Annotated in this window: 25 protein-coding genes; 20 read left to right on the forward strand and 5 right to left on the reverse strand. The window is 39.2% G+C overall.

Going from position 1 to position 21,679, the window contains the following annotated elements; genetic code table 11:
* The first annotated feature begins 12 nt into the window (after positions 1–12).
* The 7 genes from nrdR to CW745_RS15510 all read left to right on the forward strand — a co-directional run bounded on the left by nrdR (position 13) and on the right by CW745_RS15510 (position 5,762).
* The gene (gene nrdR, locus CW745_RS15480; RefSeq protein WP_101109607.1) at positions 13–462 is read left to right on the forward strand and encodes a transcriptional regulator NrdR; all 450 of its coding nucleotides are present in this window, start codon (positions 13–15) and stop codon (positions 460–462) included.
* Between the two features lie 246 nt (positions 463–708).
* Positions 709–1,854, forward strand: coding sequence for a bifunctional diaminohydroxyphosphoribosylaminopyrimidine deaminase/5-amino-6-(5-phosphoribosylamino)uracil reductase RibD (gene ribD, locus CW745_RS15485; RefSeq protein ID WP_101109608.1), 1,146 nt, complete (start codon positions 709–711; stop codon positions 1,852–1,854).
* Between the two features lies 1 nt (position 1,855).
* The gene (locus CW745_RS15490) at positions 1,856–2,533 is read left to right on the forward strand and encodes a riboflavin synthase (RefSeq protein ID WP_101109609.1); all 678 of its coding nucleotides are present in this window, start codon (positions 1,856–1,858) and stop codon (positions 2,531–2,533) included.
* Between the two features lie 29 nt (positions 2,534–2,562).
* Positions 2,563–3,669 (forward strand): bifunctional 3,4-dihydroxy-2-butanone-4-phosphate synthase/GTP cyclohydrolase II, encoded by a 1,107-nt coding sequence (gene ribBA / locus CW745_RS15495; RefSeq protein WP_101109610.1) that lies wholly within the window; start codon positions 2,563–2,565, stop codon positions 3,667–3,669.
* A 109-nt stretch (positions 3,670–3,778) separates the two neighbouring features.
* Positions 3,779–4,246, forward strand: coding sequence for a 6,7-dimethyl-8-ribityllumazine synthase (ribE, locus tag CW745_RS15500; protein WP_101109611.1), 468 nt, complete (start codon positions 3,779–3,781; stop codon positions 4,244–4,246).
* A gap of 5 nt (positions 4,247–4,251) precedes the next feature.
* Positions 4,252–4,671 (forward strand): transcription antitermination factor NusB, encoded by a 420-nt coding sequence (gene nusB, locus CW745_RS15505; RefSeq protein WP_101109633.1) that lies wholly within the window; start codon positions 4,252–4,254, stop codon positions 4,669–4,671.
* A gap of 386 nt (positions 4,672–5,057) precedes the next feature.
* Positions 5,058–5,762, forward strand: coding sequence for a DUF445 family protein (locus tag CW745_RS15510; protein WP_101109612.1), 705 nt, complete (start codon positions 5,058–5,060; stop codon positions 5,760–5,762).
* A 58-nt stretch (positions 5,763–5,820) separates the two neighbouring features.
* Here CW745_RS15510 and CW745_RS15515 read toward each other — a convergent pair whose 3' ends face one another.
* From CW745_RS15515 to CW745_RS15525, 3 genes are all read right to left on the reverse strand, one after another.
* Complete coding sequence (locus CW745_RS15515) at positions 5,821–6,771, reverse strand: GGDEF domain-containing protein (protein ID WP_101109613.1); 951 nt, start codon at positions 6,769–6,771, stop codon at positions 5,821–5,823.
* 469 nt (positions 6,772–7,240) lie between these two features.
* On the reverse strand, positions 7,241–7,777 hold the full coding sequence (gene msrA / locus CW745_RS15520; RefSeq protein WP_101109614.1) for a peptide-methionine (S)-S-oxide reductase MsrA: 537 nt from the start codon (positions 7,775–7,777) through the stop codon (positions 7,241–7,243).
* Positions 7,778–8,218 carry an outer membrane protein assembly factor BamE gene (locus CW745_RS15525; protein ID WP_101109615.1) on the reverse strand — a complete coding sequence of 147 codons (441 nt, stop codon included), beginning with the start codon at positions 8,216–8,218 and terminating at the stop codon, positions 7,778–7,780.
* Positions 8,219–8,478: 260 nt separating this feature from the next.
* On the opposite strand from CW745_RS15525, the gene hemA reads away from it, so the two are divergent.
* The 11 genes from hemA to CW745_RS15580 all read left to right on the forward strand — a co-directional run bounded on the left by hemA (position 8,479) and on the right by CW745_RS15580 (position 17,324).
* Positions 8,479–9,750, forward strand: a complete 1,272-nt coding sequence (gene hemA / locus CW745_RS15530; protein WP_101109616.1) for a glutamyl-tRNA reductase — start codon at positions 8,479–8,481, stop codon at positions 9,748–9,750.
* Positions 9,747–10,838, forward strand: coding sequence for a peptide chain release factor 1 (gene prfA / locus CW745_RS15535; RefSeq protein WP_101109617.1), 1,092 nt, complete (start codon positions 9,747–9,749; stop codon positions 10,836–10,838). The genes hemA and prfA overlap by 4 nt, the downstream gene beginning before the upstream one ends.
* On the forward strand, positions 10,839–11,672 hold the full coding sequence (prmC, locus tag CW745_RS15540; protein ID WP_101109618.1) for a peptide chain release factor N(5)-glutamine methyltransferase: 834 nt from the start codon (positions 10,839–10,841) through the stop codon (positions 11,670–11,672).
* Positions 11,673–11,711: 39 nt separating this feature from the next.
* Positions 11,712–12,098 carry a SirB2 family protein gene (locus tag CW745_RS15545; RefSeq protein WP_101109619.1) on the forward strand — a complete coding sequence of 129 codons (387 nt, stop codon included), beginning with the start codon at positions 11,712–11,714 and terminating at the stop codon, positions 12,096–12,098.
* 3 nt (positions 12,099–12,101) lie between these two features.
* The gene (locus CW745_RS15550) at positions 12,102–12,956 is read left to right on the forward strand and encodes a tetratricopeptide repeat protein (protein ID WP_238596844.1); all 855 of its coding nucleotides are present in this window, start codon (positions 12,102–12,104) and stop codon (positions 12,954–12,956) included.
* A gap of 69 nt (positions 12,957–13,025) precedes the next feature.
* Positions 13,026–13,874 (forward strand): 3-deoxy-8-phosphooctulonate synthase, encoded by an 849-nt coding sequence (gene kdsA / locus CW745_RS15555; RefSeq protein WP_101109620.1) that lies wholly within the window; start codon positions 13,026–13,028, stop codon positions 13,872–13,874.
* Positions 13,861–14,271: a DUF423 domain-containing protein gene (locus CW745_RS15560; protein WP_238596846.1), complete on the forward strand. Its 411-nt coding sequence runs from the start codon at positions 13,861–13,863 to the stop codon at positions 14,269–14,271. Before kdsA ends, CW745_RS15560 begins: the two co-directional genes overlap by 14 nt.
* Complete coding sequence (gene rlmM, locus CW745_RS15565; RefSeq protein WP_101109621.1) at positions 14,265–15,356, forward strand: 23S rRNA (cytidine(2498)-2'-O)-methyltransferase RlmM; 1,092 nt, start codon at positions 14,265–14,267, stop codon at positions 15,354–15,356. The genes CW745_RS15560 and rlmM overlap by 7 nt, the downstream gene beginning before the upstream one ends.
* A 2-nt stretch (positions 15,357–15,358) precedes the next feature.
* Entirely contained in the window at positions 15,359–16,258 is a 900-nt protein-coding gene (gene murQ / locus CW745_RS15570) for an N-acetylmuramic acid 6-phosphate etherase (RefSeq protein WP_101109622.1), read from the forward strand.
* Positions 16,259–16,270: 12 nt separating this feature from the next.
* Complete coding sequence (locus tag CW745_RS15575) at positions 16,271–16,645, forward strand: CidA/LrgA family protein (RefSeq protein WP_101109623.1); 375 nt, start codon at positions 16,271–16,273, stop codon at positions 16,643–16,645.
* 1 nt (position 16,646) lies between these two features.
* Positions 16,647–17,324, forward strand: a complete 678-nt coding sequence (locus CW745_RS15580; RefSeq protein ID WP_101109624.1) for an LrgB family protein — start codon at positions 16,647–16,649, stop codon at positions 17,322–17,324.
* Positions 17,325–17,505: 181 nt separating this feature from the next.
* On the opposite strand, the gene purN is transcribed toward CW745_RS15580, so the two are convergent.
* Together purN and purM are read right to left on the reverse strand one after the other, a co-directional pair.
* Positions 17,506–18,159, reverse strand: a complete 654-nt coding sequence (gene purN, locus CW745_RS15585; RefSeq protein ID WP_101109625.1) for a phosphoribosylglycinamide formyltransferase — start codon at positions 18,157–18,159, stop codon at positions 17,506–17,508.
* A gap of 4 nt (positions 18,160–18,163) precedes the next feature.
* A complete protein-coding gene (gene purM, locus CW745_RS15590) occupies positions 18,164–19,204 on the reverse strand; it encodes a phosphoribosylformylglycinamidine cyclo-ligase (RefSeq protein ID WP_101109626.1) in 1,041 nt (346 codons plus the stop codon).
* Positions 19,205–19,500: 296 nt separating this feature from the next.
* Between purM and CW745_RS15595 the strand changes: the two genes are divergently transcribed.
* Positions 19,501–20,625, forward strand: a complete 1,125-nt coding sequence (locus tag CW745_RS15595; RefSeq protein WP_101109627.1) for a DUF2066 domain-containing protein — start codon at positions 19,501–19,503, stop codon at positions 20,623–20,625.
* Between the two features lie 8 nt (positions 20,626–20,633).
* On the forward strand, positions 20,634–21,362 hold the full coding sequence (hda, locus tag CW745_RS15600) for a DnaA inactivator Hda (RefSeq protein WP_101109628.1): 729 nt from the start codon (positions 20,634–20,636) through the stop codon (positions 21,360–21,362).
* Positions 21,363–21,679 lie beyond the last annotated feature (317 nt).

A 21,679-nucleotide genomic window follows, 5' to 3' on the forward strand; every position in this document is an offset into this window, starting at 1 on the left:
AAGAGAGGCAGTATGTATTGTCCATTTTGTAGTGCACAGGATACCAAAGTTATCGATTCCCGTCTGGTCGCAGATGGCTCGCAGGTGCGCCGTCGTCGTGCTTGTAATGAATGTAATGAGCGTTTTACCACCTTTGAAAGTGCTGAATTATTGATGCCTCGTTTAATTAAATCTGATGGACGTCGTGAGCCCTTTGACGATGAAAAATTGTTAGTGGGTATTAATCGCGCCTTAGAGAAACGCCCAGTCAGTATTGAAGCGATTGAAGTGAGCGTGAATAAATTAAAAACGATTCTTCGTGCAACAGGTGAAAGAGAAGTTACTTCTAAAATGGTCGGTGAATTGGTAATGGATTTACTAAAAAGCTTGGATAAAATTGCTTATATCCGTTTTGCATCTGTTTATCGCTCTTTTGAAGATGTTAAAGAGTTTGGTGAAGAGATCGCTAGACTAGAAAAGTAATGCTTAGTTCATCATTATATAAATGGGTAAACTACGATGATATTATTTATGGCTGACATAATTCAGCCGTAAGTTATTATACCAAATGAAGGAAATAGCTGATCTATTATACTGGTTAAAGTAACTTATCTCTTCCTTGAAACGTTGGTAAAGGGAACCCTGCACAAAATGTAGATCACATACTTAATTCGCTTGATATTATTCTATTTATAAATGAAATTTTACTTCTTACATTAAAGGTAATTAATGAGTTCAACTGCATTTTCAGACCAAGATAAAGCCTATATGGCCCAAGCCATCACACTTGCTAAAAAAGGCCGCTTTACGACTGCGCCTAACCCTAATGTAGGTTGTGTTATTGTGGCTAATAACATCATCGTTGGTGAAGGTTTTCATTTTAAAGCTGGAGAGCCACACGCGGAGGTCCATGCATTAGCAATGGCTGGAACCAAAGCCATTAATGCTACTTGTTATGTGACCTTAGAGCCTTGCTCGCACTTTGGGCGGACGCCACCCTGCGCTATTGCGTTGACTAAAGCGGGCATTAAACGGGTCGTGATTGCCATGGTTGATCCTAACCCTAAAGTTGCAGGACGCGGTATTGCAATTTTAGAAGAGGCAGGTATTCAAGTTGATGTGGGCCTATTAGAAGCTAAAGCGAACTCCTTGAATTTGGGCTTTATCAAGCGCATGAAAACGAAAACAGCGCGTGTGACGGTAAAAATGGCATCAAGTTTAGATGGAAAAACAGCGCTTCATAATGGCAAAAGTCAGTGGATAACCGGTCCTAAAGCTCGCATAGATGTACAATATTACCGTGCAATGCAGGGAGCTATTTTAACCGGAAGTGGCACCATAATGGCCGATGATCCAAGTTTAAATGTGCGCTTTCCTGAGTTACAGCAATCGTCACAATTTAATGATGAAATTGTTGAAACACAGTTGCGTCAACCTATTCGTATTATTTTAGACTCGCACAATAAATTAACGCTTAATGAAAAACTTTTTAGTCTTCAAGGTAAAGTGTTGTTAGTGTCGCTTTCACCGCGCGTAGATTTAAACACCTTAACCTTTGTTGCTGATGTTGAACAGATTATTGCCCGCGACGATGGGCATGGTCGTGTCGATTTGAAACAGCTATTGCAACTACTAAATACCTATGAAATTAATGACCTGTGGGTAGAAGCAGGGGCTACATTGGCGGGCGAGTTTTTCAAGCAACAATTAGTTGATCAATTTATATTGTATCAATCACCGAAATTAATGGGCGATCAGTCCAGAAACTTAGTAAACTTACCTAACTATTCTGAAATGGGTGATGTCGTACAGTTAGCGTTGAAAAATGTCACGTTAATTGGCGATGATATCCGTATAATAAGTGATCGAGATTAATATGTTTACAGGCATTATCGAAGCCGTTGGCTCAATTACCACTATCAAACGTCATGCAAAAGATATGACCATTACCGTCGACTGCGGTGAATTAGACCTTTGTGATGTGAAACTGGGGGATAGTATTGCCCATAATGGTGTTTGCCTAACGGTAACACAATTGCATGATAATGGTTATGATGTTGATATATCAAACGAAACTATTCAGCGCAGTGGATTTTCTGCAATTAAACCAGGCTTTGCGATCAACCTTGAAAAAGCGATGCAAGTCACCTCTCGTTTTGGCGGACACATTGTTAGCGGACACGTTGATGGCGTTGGTGAAATAACGACAATTAGTCAATTAGGCAGCGCCGTTGAATATTGGATAAAAGCACCGGATAGCTTAGCAAAATATATTGCTGAAAAAGGTTCAATTACCGTTGATGGGATAAGTTTAACAACCAACTCGATTGATGGTGCATCCTTTAAGTTGACCATCATTCCACACACCATTTCACAAACTACGATGACTCATTATCAGGTTGGTACGTTAGTCAATTTAGAGGTCGATGTTGTTTCACGTTATTTAGAACGATTATTAATGGGTGATAAGGCAGCCTATAGTGGCTCGGAAAGTGATAGCCCAGAAAAAGAATCAACCCTATCGCTGCTTGCTCGCAGTGGTTTTATGGGTTAAGTAAAGCATTTATTTAGTAAGGATAAAAAATGAAATTAAATACAACGGCTGAGATTATTGAAGATATTCGCCTTGGTAAAATGGTTATCTTAATGGACGATGAAGATCGTGAAAATGAAGGTGATTTAATCATGGCTGCGGATATGGTAACCCCCGAAGCAATCAACTTTATGGCCAAATATGGCCGTGGTTTAATCTGCTTAACCTTGACCGAAGCACGCTGTGAACAGCTTAAACTGCCACTAATGGTCGATGATAATACGGCTGCCTTTTCAACTAACTTCACGGTTTCAATTGAAGCTGCTGAAGGTGTCACAACAGGTATTTCAGCTGCCGACCGTGCGATTACGGTGCAACGTGCTGTTGCCTTAAATGCAAAACCGACTGACATTGTTATGCCTGGTCATATTTTCCCACTTAAAGCACAAGCTGGTGGTGTATTAACACGTGCAGGACATACCGAAGCAGGCTGTGACTTAGCGCGTTTAGCTGGGCGTGAACCAGCGGGTGTGATTGTTGAAATATTAAATGAAGATGGCAGCATGGCACGCCGAGCTGATTTAGAAGTATTCGCTGAAAAACACGGCATTAAATTAGGTACTGTGGCTGACTTAATTGAATATCGCAATAATAATGAAACGACTATCGAAAAAGTATCAAGCTGTAAATTACCCACTGAATTTGGTGAGTTTGACCTTGTTGCATACCAAGATACTATCGATAAACAGGTTCACTTTGCGTTGGTTAATGGTGAAGTAAAAGAGGGGGACGTAACTAATGTTCGTGTACATCTTCAAAATACATTCTCTGATAACTTCTTTTCTGAGCGTCTATCACAACAAACATGGCCAATGCGTAATGCTTTACAACGTTTAGCAAAAGATGGTGGCATTTTGGTGATGTTAGGCCATCAAGAAACAGCAGAATCATTAATTGAACAAGTTAAGAATATTGCTAAAGAAGATGCGGGTGAACGTGTGGCTGCAAAAACACAGGGAGCAAGTCGCCGAGTTGGGGTTGGCTCGCAAATTTTACGTGATTTAGGCGTGCAAAAAATGGCACTGTTAAGTTCAGAGAAACGCTACCATGCACTGTCAGGTTTCGGTCTTGAAGTAGTTGATTACATCACTGAATAACGTGATTAAGTCAAAAATGACCGAGAAAGATTAACAGATCCTAGTAGATAAAAAAAAGTGTGCTAGAATGCACACTTTCTTTGTAAGACACGTTAAGTAAGGGTAGAAAATGAAAATAATTGAAGGTGGCTTAGCTGCACCAAATGCGAAAATCGCAATTGTAATCTCTCGTTTTAACAGCTTTATTAATGAGCAGTTACTAGCGGGTGCCGTTGATACCCTTAAACGTACAGGTCAAGTGCAAGATGACAACATTACTGTTGTTCGTATGCCGGGCGCTGTTGAGTTACCGTTAGTCGCTAAGCGTGTTGCTGCTTCTAAAAAACACGATGCAATTATTGCACTTGGTACGGTTATTCGTGGTGGCACACCACACTTTGAATTTGTTGCTAACGAATGTAATAAAGGGTTAGCACAAGTTTCTTTAGACTATGATATTCCAGTTGCTTTTGGTGTATTAACAACAGATTCAATCGATCAAGCAATCGAGCGAGCTGGTACTAAAATGGGTAATAAAGGTAGCGAAGCTGCACTTAGCGCACTAGAGATGGTTAATGTGATGGCGGAATTAGGTTAATGAAAATGAAACCCGCTGAACGTCGACGCGCACGTCAATTTGCAGTGCAAGCTGTCTACCAATGGCAAATTACAGGTGCTACCTTTGCGCAGATTGTTGATCAATTTACCGTCGACCAAGATCTTTCAAAAACAGATGTGCCTTATTTTAAAGAGTTACTTTCTGGTGTAATTAATCGTGCAGATGTCCTTGACGAAAAATTATCACCTTACTTGTCTCGTAAAATTAAAGACGTAGATATGGTTGATCTTGCTATTTTACGCTTAGCGATGTTTGAGCTAACTTATCGTACTGACGTACCCGAAAAAGTAGTGCTGAACGAAGCTATTGAACTTGCTAAAGACTTTGCTACTGACGAATCGTACAAATTCGTTAATGGTGTTTTAGATAAAGCATTGCGTAGTTTGAAATTACGCGACGCATAAAGTGCTTTAAGGATGAAATGCAGTATCCAGTGTTTTATCGCTAAAAATAAAAATCCAGTCGCTTTTGCCACTGGATTTTTTTGTATTAATTCAATTGGTCTAATACCAAACCCATTAAATTACTGATTAATCTTACTGGTTAAAAGAAGCTATTTCAGCGTTAAAAATTTCGTAAAGGGAACAACCATTTGCATCAATTTTCGCCTTGAACTAACTCCTTTTTCCTGCGTAATATTTGATCACTATATTAGCGGAATTGGTATAATCTCAAGTTTGCGATTGCTATGATGATATGCCTTGAACGACGAAATATAAGTGGCACACGTAAAAATTAAATATAATAGTTTTCGTTAATCAGAGCTGAGATTAAAAGAAAAGAGGTAACAATGAATAAAAGTTTCATCACCAACTTCATCGCTGCGCTTATTTTAGTTGCAGGTTTATTATTACAGCAAGATATCTTAGCTATGGTCGGATTATTTGCACTTTCTGGTGCACTGACGAACTGGCTTGCGGTATTTATGTTATTTGAAAAAGTACCTTTTCTGTATGGCTCAGGTGTTGTGCCTGCACATTTTGAAGAGTTTAAAAAAGGTATTCGCACGCTGATGATGGAACAGTTTTTTACCCTTGAGAATGTAGATCGCTTTTTAAGTGCGGGCATGCTTTCTCCTGCACATTTAAATCTTGTACCAGTGGTTGAAAAGGTTGATCTTAACCCTACCTATGATGGTTTAATCAAAGTGATTATGGATTCCTCTTTTGGCCCGATGTTAGGCATGTTTGGTGGTGAGGAGGCTCTGGTGCCTCTGCGCGAACCTTTTATTAAGCATATGAAAAAATCCATTATAGAACTCACGCAGGATGAACAATTTATTGAGCTGTTAAAAGAAGAGATTGAACAGCCTGATATGATGCAAGATATCTTGGCGAAAATTGAAAAAATTATTGAGCAACGCTTAAACGAATTAACGCCACAACTTGTAAAAGAGATCATTCAGGCAATGATTAAAAAGCATCTTGGATGGTTAGTTGTTTGGGGGGGCGTGTTTGGTGGACTTATTGGCTTTATAACAACATTTATTGTTTAAATCATAATATTATTAACAACAGCATAAGCTATTCGCTGTTGTTAAATGCCATCCCATTTCAGGCTATGTTGATCCTATTTCTTCCTTGCTCCTTTGCTTGATAAAGGGCTCTATCAACACGTTTTAATAGAGTATCCATATTTTTATCTCGCTGACTGAATTGACCTAGCCCACCACTAACAGTGATATTTAATTGCTTATCTTCTAAAGGGATCTTTAGCTGAGATATATTAAATATTAACCGCTCGCAAGCAGCTTGTACATTATTTACCGCGACATCAGGCATGATAATAAGAAACTCTTCTCCACCTAAGCGTGCGATGGTATCGATGTTACGTATATTCGCTTTTAAAAAATGACTTAATGTAACAAGCACCTGATCACCAGCATCGTGTCCATAGGTATCGTTGATTTTTTTAAAAAAATCGATATCTAACATTAGCACCGTAATATCTTTTTGATAACGCACGAAACGTTGCCAATTACGGGTTAATTCATCGGTAGCATAACGACGATTATAGAGTTGTGTTAATGGGTCGGTGAGTGAAAGCGTCTGTAACCTTATTTCTTTTAATTTACGTTCTGTAATATTACGTGTGGATATAATCACTAAGCTTTTATCATTACTTTTAAAATGTAATGGGCGTATGCGTAATTCGAACCATTGTTCGGCGATGGGACCACTAATATTTGGCATCAACTTATTGACGTCTTCAATTTTGCTCGAAGTTTCTAGCACAATCATCGATTGAGTTTGTAAAGACTTTTCAATCGTAGCTAATATGTTTTTTGTGTTTTCTGCTGAAGTAAACTCTGCAACGGTAGTTGGATTATAATTGTTAACCTCATAAAACTGTTCAGATTCAGTATTCCCAAATCGACATAAAATATTCCCTGTTTCGTTAACAATGAAATGCCTATCTGGCATCATATCTGTGATCGCACCTAACACCTCTTTGAGGTGACTTAACTTCATAAATATATCAGAATCGGAGCTTTCAACTTGCATGATGCTTTCCTGTGGACTTTTTATTATACCAAACTAGATAAATACCTGATCAACCTTGCTGGTTAAAATAAATGACATTTTGTTATTTTCAATCCTAATAACTAGCGCCTTGTTCTTATGCGTTTTTTTCTGCGTAATTTTAGATCACTTAGTTATCCAGAGGAGGATTAGCGCATATTTTTATTATTTATACCAAATCCATTAAATAACAGATCATTCGTACTGGTTAAAAGAAGCTATCTCTGCGTTAAAAGTTTTGCAAATAGAACAACTATTTACTGTAACTTTCGCCTTGTGCTACCTCTTTTTTCCTACGTAAAATTCGAACACTATATTAGTAGAATTGTTATTAGAGCATAAACCCAAAGTAACCTTCTTTAATAATAGCTAACTTTCATAGCACTAATTAAAGAAGAGAAATAATTATTTTAACAAGTGGAAGTTTGTAGTGCCGGATAATTTAAGCCTATCAACCTTTTAATTTCGCGTGAAAATGCTTCTTGAACTTATTAAACTTTGGGCTGATAACCATCGCACAATAGCCTTGATTAGGGTTTTTAAGGTAGTAGCCTTGGTGGTATGCTTCTGCTGTGTAAAATTGCGTTAATGGTTCAAGCTCAGTTACAATTGGTGCTAAGAATACACTTTGCTTCGATAAAGCATCGATATATTGTTGGGCGAGTTGCTGTTGAGTTTTATCATGATAAAAAATAGCAGAACGGTATTGTGTGCCGATATCATTACCCTGTCGATTGAGTTGAGTCGCATCGTGCAGGGTAAAAAAGATAGCCAATAGGTCTTGATAAGTTATGATACTTTCATCAAAAGTAACTTGAACCACTTCAGCATGACCAGTTTGCCCAGTACAAATATCATCATATGAAGGGTTAAGAGTTTGCCCGCCAGTATAACCTGATATAGCACTATCAACTCCCTTGAGAGAGTTAAAAGCTGCTTCAATACACCAAAAACAGCCACCGGCAAATGTTGCGATTGAATAAGTCATCTAATTAATAATCGGTGCAGCGTTATCGGTAACAGGAGTGCCATCATCACTGTTACTTTCTGCTGCAGCGTTAGGAGCGGTTTTACGATTAGGTTTTACTAATGGGTTCTCACGAATATCATCATCTCTTTGGATACGCATCAGTACATTCTTCGAGAAGACCAGTAAAATTTGTTCTTGTTGAATATCTTCACCACCTGGTTTGATGTAGCGAATATAATACCACTTTGACGAGTCAAACTGGTCGATTAGCATCGGAGAACCGAGAATAAAAATGACTTGCTCCTGTGACATGCCTATTTCTAGTTGTGAAATTTTTTCTTCTTCAATGTAGTTACCCTGGGTGACATCAATTTGGTAAACAAAGGTATCGTAAAGAAATGAGCAACCTGATAATGAAAAGGTTAAAAAGAGGGCACTGGCTATTTTTTGTATTGGCATTTTGTATTGACACTTTTTTAGCAATAAGGCTACAACGCATGCTGACATGCGGGAATGAGTTTGAATAATACCCAAGCTAACCACGCTTGTAAAAAGTAAAGTTGAATAATCAGAGCAAGTTTCACTTTTACTCCGTTATTTGGTAGTAATTTACGTTAATCCAGTGTTAAAAAACGCTTTCAGCTTCCACTCAAGCGCAAATTTCCGTAGAATTCCTGCTTTGTGCTATCCATTTTAAACTTGTGTTGTGAATTTATCGAATGTCTCTCTTTGCTTTAGGAATTAATCATCAATCAGCTTCAGTTGACCTGCGTGAGAAAGTCGCTTTTGGTCCTGAGTCTTTACTTGATGCTTACCAACAATTGTTAGCACAAGACAATGTATTAGAAGCGGTGATCGTATCAACTTGCAATCGCACTGAAATCTATTGCCATGTTGAACAACAGAGTTGTCAGAGTGTGGTGGATTGGTTCTGTGAATTTCATCAAATAGCGCACAGTGAGTTAACCAAAAGCCTTTATTGTTACCATGATCAGCAAGCAATTCAACACCTGTTTAGAGTGTCTTGTGGTTTAGACTCATTAGTATTGGGTGAACCACAAATATTAGGCCAAATAAAACAAGCCTTTGCGACAGCAGGGCAGGCAAATAGTGTTAATAAACTCTTACACCGTTGGTTTCAACACGCATTCACGGTGGCTAAACGAGTTCGTACTGAAACTCAAATTGGTGCTAATGCTATCTCGGTTGCTTTTGCCGCTGTATGTTTAGCGAAACAAATTTTTAGCGATTTAAGTCAAAGCCGTGTATTGCTTATTGGGGCAGGTGAAACGATTGAACTTGTGGGTAAATATTTAGTTGAGCACGATGTGCCTAATATTACCATTGCTAACCGTACTTTATCCCGTGCGATGGGGTTGGTTGAGCAGTTTGATGCCCAGGCTATTACACTAGAAGAGATACCAGTTCATCTATTTGAAGCAGATATTATTATCTCTTCAACAGCGAGCCCGTTGCCTATTATTGGTAAGGGAATGGTTGAAAGTGCGTTAAAAGCTCGTCGTCACCAACCGATGCTATTTATCGACATTGCTGTACCACGTGATATTGAAGCACAGGTCGAAGAGTTGCGTGATGCTTATTTGTATAGTGTTGACGACTTACATGGCATCATAGAAGAGAACAAACAAGCACGCCAAGAAGCAGCCATTGAAGCTGAAAAAATTATTGAAAATTGCGTTAAAGACTTTTGCCACTGGTTGGAGTCATTAAAGGCGGTCGAAAGCATCCGTACTTATCGCAGTAATAGTGAGCAAGTGCGTGATCAGTTATTACATCGTGCAATGAGCGCAATCGCTAATGGAACAGAAGCAGACAAGGTGCTCAAAGAGCTTGCCTTTAAACTAACGAATAAACTAATTCATCACCCGAGTCAGGCATTAACACAAGTTAGCCGTAGCGGTGATGATAACGAATTACAAATATTGCGTTCAGCACTCGGTCTGAACGAGGAAGAGAAGAGAAATCTATGAAAGCATCAATTATTGCAAAACTGGAAGGGTTAGTTGAACGTTATGAGGAAGTTCAAGCAATGCTTGGCGACCCTGATACGATGGGCGATCAGAATAAATATCGTGAATTAACAAAAGAGTATTCTCAGCTCGAAGTTGTAGTGCTTTGCTTCCAAGCATATCAAGGTAGTCTTGAAGATTTAGAGGCTGCCCAAATGATGCTTGAGGATGATGATCCTGAAATGAAAGAGATGGCCGTTGAAGAGGTTAAGGAAGCTAAAGCAAATGTAGCTAAACTATCTGACGACTTACAAATCTTGTTACTACCTAAAGATCCTAACGATGATCGTAACTGCTATATCGAAATTCGTGCCGGTGCGGGGGGGGATGAAGCTGCTATTTTTGCGGGTAATCTATTCCGCATGTACAGTAAATACATCGATACTAAAAAATGGCGCCTTGAATTAATGAACAGCAATGTTAGTGAGCAAGGTGGTTACAAAGAGGTTGTCGCTAAAATTGAAGGTGAAGGTGCCTACGGTATTATGAAGTTTGAGTCTGGTGGTCACCGTGTACAACGTGTTCCAGAAACTGAATCACAGGGGCGTATTCATACCTCTGCTTGTACCGTTGTTGTTATGCCTGAAATTCCAGAAGCAGAAGCTATCTCAATTAATCCAGCTGATCTAAAAGTCGATACTTTCCGTGCATCGGGCGCGGGTGGTCAGCACGTTAATAAAACCGATTCTGCAATTCGTATTACTCATATTCCAACGGGGACAGTTGTTGAATGTCAAGACCAGCGTTCACAACATAAAAACCGAGCACAGGCGATGTCTGTTCTACAGGCGCGTTTACAACAAGCTGAAGATGAAAAAAATCAAAGTGAAGAGCAGGATATTCGCCGTAGCTTAGTTGCAAGTGGTGACCGAAGTGAACGTATTCGCACTTATAACTACCCGCAAGGTCGAGTGAGTGATCACCGTATTAACTTGACGTTATACCGTCTAAATGAAATTTTAGAGGGAGAGTTAGATGCGCTTCTCGATCCAATTTTACTTGAAGATCAAGCTGATAAATTAGCGGCTCTTGCACAGGGTGATTTTTAATTGCGTATCGATGATGCACTAGTGTGGGCACAGTTTCTGTTATCGGGGAGTGGTTCACCTCGACTTGATGCAGAGGTATTACTGGCGCATGTGTTAGAGAAAGAAACTATCTATCTCATGACATGGCCTGAGCGGGATATTAGTGCCACCGACAAGGCAAGTTTTGAAGCGTTAGTTGAACAGCGCATTAATGGTGTACCTGTTGCTCACTTGACTGGCACTCGTGAATTTTGGTCATTGCCTCTAAAGGTAAATAACTCGACGCTTATCCCAAGACCAGACACTGAAATATTGGTGGAAACAGCACTTAACCTCTGTGCTTCTAATGCAGCCATTTTGGATTTGGGAACAGGCTCAGGGGCAATTATTTTAGCGCTTGCCAGTGAGTTACCGCAGGCAACCTGCACTGCCGTTGATTTTAGCGAGGATGCAGTATCGCTAGCACGAGAAAATGCGACATTATTAAAGATTAACAACGTTAGCATCGCTCAAAGTAATTGGTTTGATAATGTACAGGGGACATTTGATGTGATCGTATCAAATCCGCCTTATATCGCTGATAATGATCATCATTTAAAAAAAGGTGATGTGCGCTTTGAACCTCTGTCAGCTTTGGTGTCCGCAGAAAATGGGCTTGCCGATATTCGTTTGATTGCTGAGCAAGCTATTAGGTATTTAAACGATAACGGATATCTTCTTATTGAACATGGTTTCGAACAAGGCTCTGCTGTTCGAGATATTTTTACATCGCTCGATTATCACAACATAAATACAATAAAAGATTATGGCGATAACGACCGTGTAACCGTTGCCACATATAAGAGTATCAAATAATTAATTATGCTCAGACATTAAACAAGCAGGAATATAACAATGTACGGATTTCTTAAGCATGCACATTTAACATTTATCTTAATTGCTGTTGTGTTATTTATTTTAAATTTTTATTGGCTAAAAACGGGTCATAAAAATGCGCAAAAAGCAGTTTTTCAAAAAATACTTCTACATACACACTTAACCATAATTTTACTTGGTGCTTTGTTGTTGTGGTTTTTGCATATCAATCCATTTAATGAACATGGTTATTGGGCTTTAGAAAAAATTATTGCCTTTGGTGCTTACATTGCCATGGTGAAAAGTGCCTTATCGCCCAATAAAGCGACAAAATTACAAGTAATCAGCTTTCTTGGTGCCTTTGGCTGGTTGGCTTACATTGGAAAACTTGCAATGACTAAGCAAGCGATATTATTAGTAGGATAAAATGTGACTGATACTTCCATAGAAATTGCTCACAATAGTGAGCCAGTAGTGACGTTAATGAATGAGCAGTTTGATTTCGACAATTGTTCACTGTTAACAGCGGTATTAACCGTAGAGTCTGAAATTAGTGGTTTAAGCATCGCTAAATTTGAAGACAGCTTGCGCCTGCAACAATTAGTGGTGAAATCTAAACTAGTTACTTATTCTGAGAGTAATAAAGAAAAGTTGTTGATGCTATTAGATATTCTCTACAAGCAACAGGGGTTTGAGGGCGATTGGAAAGCATTTTTTAAAGTGAAAAATGCACTGCTTTCGCGCGTATTTGCGCGCCGTAAAGGTATTCCAATTAGTTTGGGGATTCTTTTACTCGATTTTTTATCGTTATGTGAATTTGAAGCGCAGGGGATCTGCTTTCCGAGCGGTTTCTTAATTCGTATAAGCCTTGAAAATGAGGTGGTTTATTTAGACCCCTTTATTGGTGAATTAGTCACATGGGAACAGCTAGAGCTTAAAGTACGCGGTCAGTTAGGGAATCATGCAAAACTAACGCTTGATATGCTGAAACCTGATACCAATGAAACTATTGTTAAACGTTTTATTAACGTATTAAAAGCCGCTTATATTCAAGCAGAAAAAATCGAAATTGCACTATTATGTAGTGATATTTTATTACGCCTTGATCCAGAAGATGCCTATGAAGTACGTGATCGTGGCTTTTTGTTTCAGCAACTTGATTGTTTAAGCTTAGCGCGTAATGATTTTGAATATTTTATGAAGCACCACCCTAAAGATCCGATGGTTCATATTTTACAAAAACAAATCCAAGAGATGAACTTTGACAGCCAGGTAATACATTAGTAATTATTCGTTGCCTCACCTGTACGCTAACTAAAAGGTCGGTAACACAATGATAAAGAGAGATAAAAAATGACAACACAAAAAATAGTAAAAGTAGGTAATATTAATGTAGCCAACGATCTCCCCTTTGTTCTTTTTGGTGGCATGAATGTATTAGAGTCACGTGATTTAGCGATGAAAATGGTAGAGCAATATGTAGAAGTTACGACAGCATTGAATATTCCCTATGTGTTTAAAGCTTCATTTGATAAGGCTAATCGTTCATCAATTAATAGCTACCGTGGTCCTGGTCTTGAAGAGGGACTGCGTATATTTGAAGAGATTAAAAGCACCTTTAATGTGCCAATCATTACCGATGTACATGAACCATACCAAGCAAAACCAGTCGCTGAAGTCGTTGATGTGATTCAGCTTCCCGCTTTTTTAAGTCGCCAAACGGATCTCGTTCAAGCGATGGCTGCAACAAACGCAGTCATTAATGTCAAAAAAGCACAGTTTTTAGCACCACACGAGATGGCACATATCATTACCAAGTTTAATGAAGCGGGTAACGACGATATTATTTTATGTGAACGTGGCAGCTGTTTTGGATACAACAATCTAGTCGTTGATATGCTTGGATTTAGTACCATGAAAGAGACCGGTTACCCAGTTATTTTTGATGTGACTCATTCATTGCAGAAACCGGGAGCAAGAAGTGATAGTGCCGATGGTCGTCGTAGTCAAGTCGTACAACTCGGTCTTGCTGGCATGTCACAAAGTATTGCAGGCCTATTTTTAGAATCACACCCAGATCCAAGTAATGCAAAATGTGATGGCCCTTGTGCACTTCCATTAGACAAATTGAAACCGTTCTTAAAGCAAATGAAACAGATGGATGAGCTTGCTAAGAGCTTAGAAATCATTGATACCGAATAATTTGCAACAGAATGCTAGGCATCGCCTTTTTTTGGTGATTGCGGCTTTGCTCGGTGCTACCGGTGTTGCGCTTGGCGCCTATGCAAGTCATGGCCTCGCTCGTTGGGCTAACGTACAACAAGTTGAGTATTTTCAACTTGCTGTCACTTATCAATTGTTACATGCGATCACATTACTCGCTGTTTCTATTAGTGCGATATTTATTCACAACCGTCTGTTATTAATTAGCCAAATTGCTTTTGTGTTAGGCATTGTCTTTTTCAGTGGTAGTTTATATCTCTATGTTTTTACAGGCACTAAAATGCTTGGCATGATCACGCCACTTGGCGGATTATTATTAATTTTTGCGTGGCTTATATTCGCAGCCTCTATTATCAGGAATAGTTCTAAATGTTAGGTATTTTATTATATTGTCGGCCCGGTTTCGAAAACGATTGTGCTAACGAAATTCAGGATAAAGCATCTGAATTAGAGATATTTGGGTATATCAAAACCGTGCGTCATAGTGGCTTTGTATTTTATCAGTGTTATAACCCCGAAGAGGTGGAAACCTTAGCGCAGTCGATTAATTATGCACAGCTTATTTTTGCGCGTCAGATGATTGTTGTGAAAGCTTTTGTTGAAAATTTACCGCTAGATGATCGTATTAGCCCTATCTTAGAGGTCACCCGTAACTTGCCAATGGGTGGCGATATTTATGTTGAGACACCAGAAGGCGATGAAACCAAACCATTGCTGACTTTCTGTCGTAAATTTACTGTGCCATTGCGTCAAGCATTAAAAAAACAAAACAGTTTAACAGCCAAAGAAAACCGCAAAAAGATATGTTATCACCTTTGCTTTTTAGATAATCAATCTACTTATATCGGTTATTCAATCCCGAACAATCGTAGTGAACTGTATATGGGGATCACCCGTTTACGTTTCCCAAGCGAAGCACCGAGTCGCTCAACATTAAAATTAGATGAGGCATTTCAAGTCTTTTTAACGCCTGAAGAGCAAGAAACACGGTTAACATCAGGCATGCGCGCGGTTGATTTAGGTGCATGTCCGGGAGGTTGGACTTATCAGTTAGTAAGACGTGGTATGTTTGTCAGTTGTGTTGATAATGGTGCAATGGCTGAAAGCCTGATGGAAACGGGTCAAGTAACACACTTTATGGAAGATGGTTTTAAATTTGAACCAGAGCGTAAAAATATCTATTGGTTAGTCTGCGATATGATTGAAAAACCAAAACGAGTGGCGAAATTAATGGCTAACTGGTTGATTGAAGGTTGGTGTAAAGAAGCTATTTTTAACCTTAAATTACCGATGAAAAAGCGTTATCAAGAAGCGTCTCAGGATCTAAAAATTCTCACCGATATGCTTGAAGAAGCAGGCATGACCTACCAGTTACAAGCGAAACACCTTTATCATGATCGCGAAGAGATAACTGTTCATGTGAGTGTTATCGGTAACGTGTGGGGCAATGTAAAAAGTTAAATATGAAAATAGACCTAACCGCATTAGTAACTGAAAGTCGCAATCAAGCTTCGGAGCAGATTGATAACTTATCTACCATTGATATGCTTAGCGTGATCAATAACGAAGATAAAAAAGTGGCTGAAGCAGTCGAGAAAAACCTACCTGAGGTTGCAAAACTGGTTGATCTAGTCGCAACTGCCTTTTCAAAAGGAGGGCGATTAATTTACAGTGGAGCAGGCACTTCAGGTCGATTAGGAATATTAGATGCAAGCGAATGCCCTCCAACCTACGGCTCAAAACCAGAGCAGGTAGTTGGTTTGATCGCTGGTGGCCATAAAGCCATTTTAAAAGCGGTCGAAAACGCTGAAGATAATGCCCAATTAGGCGCTGCTGATCTACAGCAAATAAACTTCAGCCAAAATGATGTGTTAGTAGGTATTGCAGCCAGTGGTCGCACTCCCTATGTGATTGGCGCAATGCAATATGCATTAGCACAGGGGGCATGTGTGGCATGTATCAGTTGTAACCCGACAAGCCCAATGACAGAACTTGCGCAGATTGCTATCACACCTGTTGTCGGAGCTGAAGTTGTCACTGGCTCTTCTCGTATGAAAGCAGGCACGGCTCAAAAACTGATTTTAAACATGATCACCACGGGCGCAATGATTAAAACTGGTAAAGTGTTTGGTAATTTAATGGTTGATGTTGAAGCAACAAACGCTAAACTTTTACAGCGACAAAAGAACATCGTGGTCGAAGCAACGCAATGCTCACTAGAGACCGCCGAGCAAGCATTATCTGCCTGTGATAACCACTGTAAAACAGCTATTTTAATGGTGTTGCTGAATATCGATGCGCCAGATGCACAGCAAAAACTTCAGCAAAAAGGTGGTTTTATTCGGGCTGCATTAACCGACTAACAAAGAGAAATTATGCCAACGTTATTGAATAAAATTTTCATTTTTGCACGTGGAGCCTTCATCATTCTTTTGTTTCTTGCTATCGGTAAAGTACTGAGTGCACAACTTCCCATCGTTTTTCCGAGTAGTATTATCGCTTTAATTTTGTTGTTTCTCAGCTTAACAACAGGGCTGATAAAAATAGAGTGGGTATTAGTCACGGCTAATTTTATTCTTAAATATATGGTGATCCTTTTTATTCCGTTAGCAGTGGGGCTGATTAATTATTTTGAACTACTGGCGGATAATTGGATGGTGATTTTATTTTCAATTTTCTTTACTTCTTTTCTTATTATGCTGAGCGTTGGGCACTTATTCCAAACGTTGAATAAAAAGAGTAGGCCCTGATATGTTTGTTTATTTAGCTTTACCATTAACCTTGGCGGTATTTTTCTTAAGTAAATACCTTTATTCGCGTAAACCTTGGCCCATTTTGCATCCATTTTTAGTCTCAATGGTTGTGTTAATCGCTTTGCACCTTATTTTTAACTTGGATTATAGCGACTATGAATCAGGTACCTTTTTATTAAATGCGATGTTAGAGCCGGCAGTTGTTGCACTTGCTATTCCGCTGTATCAGCAAGTGCACTTAATTAAACAAAAACTCACTATTATTTTAATCAGTTGTTTACTCTCTGTGTTTATTGCTTTTACTGTAGCTTTTTATCTGCTACCAATATTAGGTGCTGATTTGGTTACCTCTGCATCAGTGGCTGGGCAGTCCATCACCACTGCTATAGCTGTTGAAGTGAGCCGTAGTTTAGGTGGCATATTATCTCTTACTGCAGCGATGGTCGTTTTTGCTGGTTTGTTAGGTGCAACTGTTGGGCGATCATTCTTACATTTCGTAGGTGTTAAGGATAAACAAGCGGTTGGCATTGCGGTAGGTTGTGCATCACATGCGCTAGGGACCGCAAAGTTATTAGAGGAATGCCAAGAAGAGGGCGCGTTTTCATCACTTGCTTTGATTGTCTGTGCCATTTTTTCAGCACTATTAATGCCACTGTTTTATACCTTGTTGTTTTAGACTTTATTATGGTTTAAAGCAGATATCTCTGCGGGTTGGTATTAATTGGCATGAGATACAAAAAAACCGACTATTGTCGGTTTTTTAATAATATCAATCGATTAAAGCGTGGGCTCTACACTTTCTCAGAAAAGCAAAGCCACTATTTATTTCGTTTGTTATCAGCACTTATCAGGATTGATTAATCGGCCGCGTAACCGTTTTCAGGTAACACACTACCATCAAGTATCGCTTCACTTCCGTGCATCGTTAAACGACCAGCTAGAAACCACTGCGCGACTAATGGATAGATCTGATGCTCCTGTGTTAACACACGCTCACGAAGATCTTCTGCGCTATCATCACTGAAAACAGGTACCTTCGCTTGTAATACCGTCGGGCCACTGTCTAGCTCTGGTGTTACGAAATGTACTGTTGCTCCATGAACTTCATCACCAGCATCAATCGCACGTTGATGTGTATTAATACCAGGATACTTAGGCAATAAAGATGGGTGAATATTAATCATCTTACCTAGGTATTTGTTCACAAATTCAGTACTTAAAATACGCATGAAACCAGCAAGAATAATTAAATCTGGTTGGTGCTTATCAATCTCATCAGCTAATAATAGATCGTATGCCTCGCGTGAGGCAGATCCTTTGCTTGCGACAACAACATCTGTAATAGCGGCTTCGCTTGCGCGTTGCAAGCCAAAAACATCTGCTTTGTTACTGATAACAGCAACAATTTCAGTTTGTTGACCATCCAATGGCTGCTTATGTAACTTATCAATGATCGCTTGCAGGTTAGTGCCACTACCAGAGATAAGTACAACAATCTTTTTAGTTGCCATTGACTTAGTTAATCTCTACTTGAGATTCGCCTTCAGCAGCATCTTCGATGTGCCCTAGTACCCAAGCGTTTTCACCTTGTGCTGTTAAGATCTCAACCGCTTTCTCTTTATCTGCAGCTGGTACAACAATCATCAGACCAACACCACAGTTAAATGTGCGGTACATTTCTTCAGTTTCAACGTTCCCGTTTTCTTGTAACCAGTTGAAGATTGCAGGCCACTCCCAGCTCTTACCATCCACAACCGCTTTGCTGCCTGCTGGTAATACACGTGGAATATTTTCCCAGAAACCACCACCAGTAATATGCGAAATAGCATGTACAGGACAGTTTTTAAGTAACTCTAAAGTTGATTTAACGTAGATTTTAGTCGGTGTTAATAGTGTGTCACCTAGTGTTGAGTCACCAAATGGTGCGCTAGTATCTGCTTTTGAAACTTCTAAAATTTTACGTACTAACGAGTAACCGTTAGAGTGTGGACCACTTGAACCCACTGCAATTAATGCATCACCGGCCGCTACTTTAGTGCCATCGATTGCTTCAGACTTTTCTACAACACCAACACAGAAACCAGCGATATCGTAATCATCACCTTCATACATGCCAGGCATTTCAGCAGTTTCACCACCGATTAATGAACAGTTAGATTGGAAACAACCTTCACCGATACCAGTTACTACGTCTGCCGCCACATCAACGTCTAATTTCCCCGTTGCGTAGTAATCTAAGAAGAACAGAGGCTCAGCACCTTGTACGATTAGATCGTTTACACACATCGCTACTAAGTCGATGCCAACAGTATCGTGTTTTTTTAGGTCAATCGCTAAACGAAGCTTTGTACCAACACCGTCAGTACCAGCAACTAATAAAGGCTCTTTGTAGCCAGTTGGTAGTTGACATAATGCGCCGAAACCACCTAATCCACCCATTACTTCAGGGCGTTTAGTGCGTTTTGCTACACCTTTGATACGTTCAACTAATGCTGTACCTGCGTCAATATCTACGCCAGCGTCTTTATAGCTTAAAGAGGTTTTTTCGTTGCTCACTTGCAATCCTCGCAATTTTATTTGTAAAAACGGTTATCGTTTTTACTTTAGGGGTGAAAAAGTAGGGCTAAAATTCTGCGCGCATTTTAACATTTATATGACAAGGGTCGAACTGTTTCTGACAAGAATTTACAATTTCAGGGAAATCTTTGCTCTTTTTCAATTTAAAAGTGTAAAAACAGAACAATATTGCTACTTAAAATAAGATTTAATCGCTTAATGTTGTTTATCGTCTTGCATTCATCCATGATCTGCTTATGATCTATTTTAAAATTTTTTCTTAGTGATGGTACCTAATGACTTTTAAATCTCTTAAATGTATTTTACTGATAACACTGTTAGGGTTTTCTGCTTTTATACACGCAGAGCAGATAGATAATCCTTATCAAGGGAGCATTTTGGTTGAGTCTTTTGATGAAGCACAGTTAAAAGCAAAGGCGCTTAAGCAAGTGCTAATTAAAGTGTCAGGAAATGCTGAGATTGGCAGCCGTGACGAGACTAAACTGTTAATTAAAAAAACACAGCAACTACTGTCGCAATACGGTTATCGAAAAATTCAAGGTCAAGAGTACTTTTCGGCAGTCTTTGACCAAAGTAAAATCAACCAAGCAATAAAAGATATGCAACAACCCATCTGGGGGGATACTCGTCCTACTACGCTGATCTGGTTAGTCAATAACAATGAGCTCGTTTCAGATCATTTTATCAAAAAAAGTGAAGACAATGCTTTAAGCTGGTCAATACAACAGTCAGAGCAACAACGTGGTATTCGTGTTCAATTCCCGCTTATGGATTTAGATGATAATCTGGCACTTTCAATCTCCGATGTCAAAGGTCAGTTTTATGATCAGCTCAGTAGCGCATCTGCGCGTTATGAACGTGCAAATTTCGTTGCTGCAGAGTTACAGAGTGTTGCTAATGATAGGTGGAAGTTAAATTGGCAATTAATTCAAAGTGGTGCTGTTGTACAGCAAAACAACGTTCTTTTAAGTGAGACATTTGTAGGTAATAAGTCTGAGGTAGTAAAAAAGATGGTTAATGCTATTGCCGATTATTACGCTAGCCAATATGCAATCCTTGATAATCAAGGTGAAAAATTTACTCAGACAATTCATATTAAAGGCATTAATTCATTGCAGACTTTGACGCAATTAAACACGGTATTAAAAAATCTTCTCTCTATCTCTTCATATAACATTGTTAACGCACAGGGTGATCAAGTTTCTGTCACAGTGAAGCTCAACGGCGGTTTAAATAGTTTCAAAAATGCCTTAATTGCTCAATCTCAGTTACAGTTAATTGAAGACCTTCCTGCACAAGTTGAACCAGAAAATTTACTTACGGAGCCAGATGAAGATAATGGTATCGAGCCTGTCAGTGAACCGGTTAAAACCGACGAACTTTATTTTAATTGGCACTAAGGGAAATCATGCCACAGGATGAATTACGATTTCAATATCCGCTACTTGCACTGAAATTTCCAGATGACGAGACTTTTGCTAGCTTTTATCCTGGTCAAAATGCAGCGTTACTAACCCAGTTAAAAAATAGTGTTGTAGGCAGTGGTGAACCGGTTCTATATATGTGGGGCGAGTCAGGTAGTGGGCGCTCACATCTCTTGCATGCTCTGTGTTCTGAAGTAGATGAGTTAGGGCGAAGTGTTGCTTATATTCCTCTTCATCACCATCAAGGAATGAGCCTTGATATTTTTGAAAATATGGAGAATATGTCGTTACTTTGTATAGATAATATTGACGCTATAGCGGGCAATAAAAAGTGGGAAAAAGCACTTTTCGACTTTTATAATCGCTGGGTAGATACAAAAGAGCAACGCCCTAAAGGCGCTAGTTTAATTGTTTGTGCCAACAACTTACCCAAGCAGATTGGTATTAAGCTGAAAGATTTAGTGTCACGTTTAGAGTGGGGCGCATGTTACCACTTAGCGCCATTAAACGACGAAGAGAAACTAGGCGCATTACAGTTGCGTGCAGAGCTAAAAGGAATGAAATTACCCGTTGATGTTGGGCGCTTTTTATTAAATCGGCTTTCTCGCGAAATGGATTTATTGCTCAATACCTTAGACCGTTTAGATAATGCTTCGCTTGAAGCACAACGCAAACTCACCATTCCTTTTGTGAAAGAGGTGCTTGGCCTGTAAAAATAGTTATTTTCTATTCAATACAGGCTTATACCTGCCAGTTATACCGATCAATGACAGCTAAATGCCACTTATATATTACTTGGTAACTGTGATTGCCTCTTATGGAAAATCAAGTTAAGTATAGGTTCTGAAGAAAGGAGCACCTTTAATCAAAATTCGAGGTTCCTAGCATGTAATTAAAGCCTACTGGTGGTTTTGCATATACGAGGATCTTGTTTATGTAAAACATGTAGGCTTTTTACTCGATTAGATATTCTTAGCTAGCTTCTAAAGAGCTCTACCTCTAGAAGCGAATAACCCCTTAGTTATAAAAG

The sequence above is a fragment of the Psychromonas sp. psych-6C06 genome (assembly GCF_002835465.1).
In the GTDB taxonomy this organism is placed as follows: Bacteria; Pseudomonadota; Gammaproteobacteria; order Enterobacterales; family Psychromonadaceae; genus Psychromonas.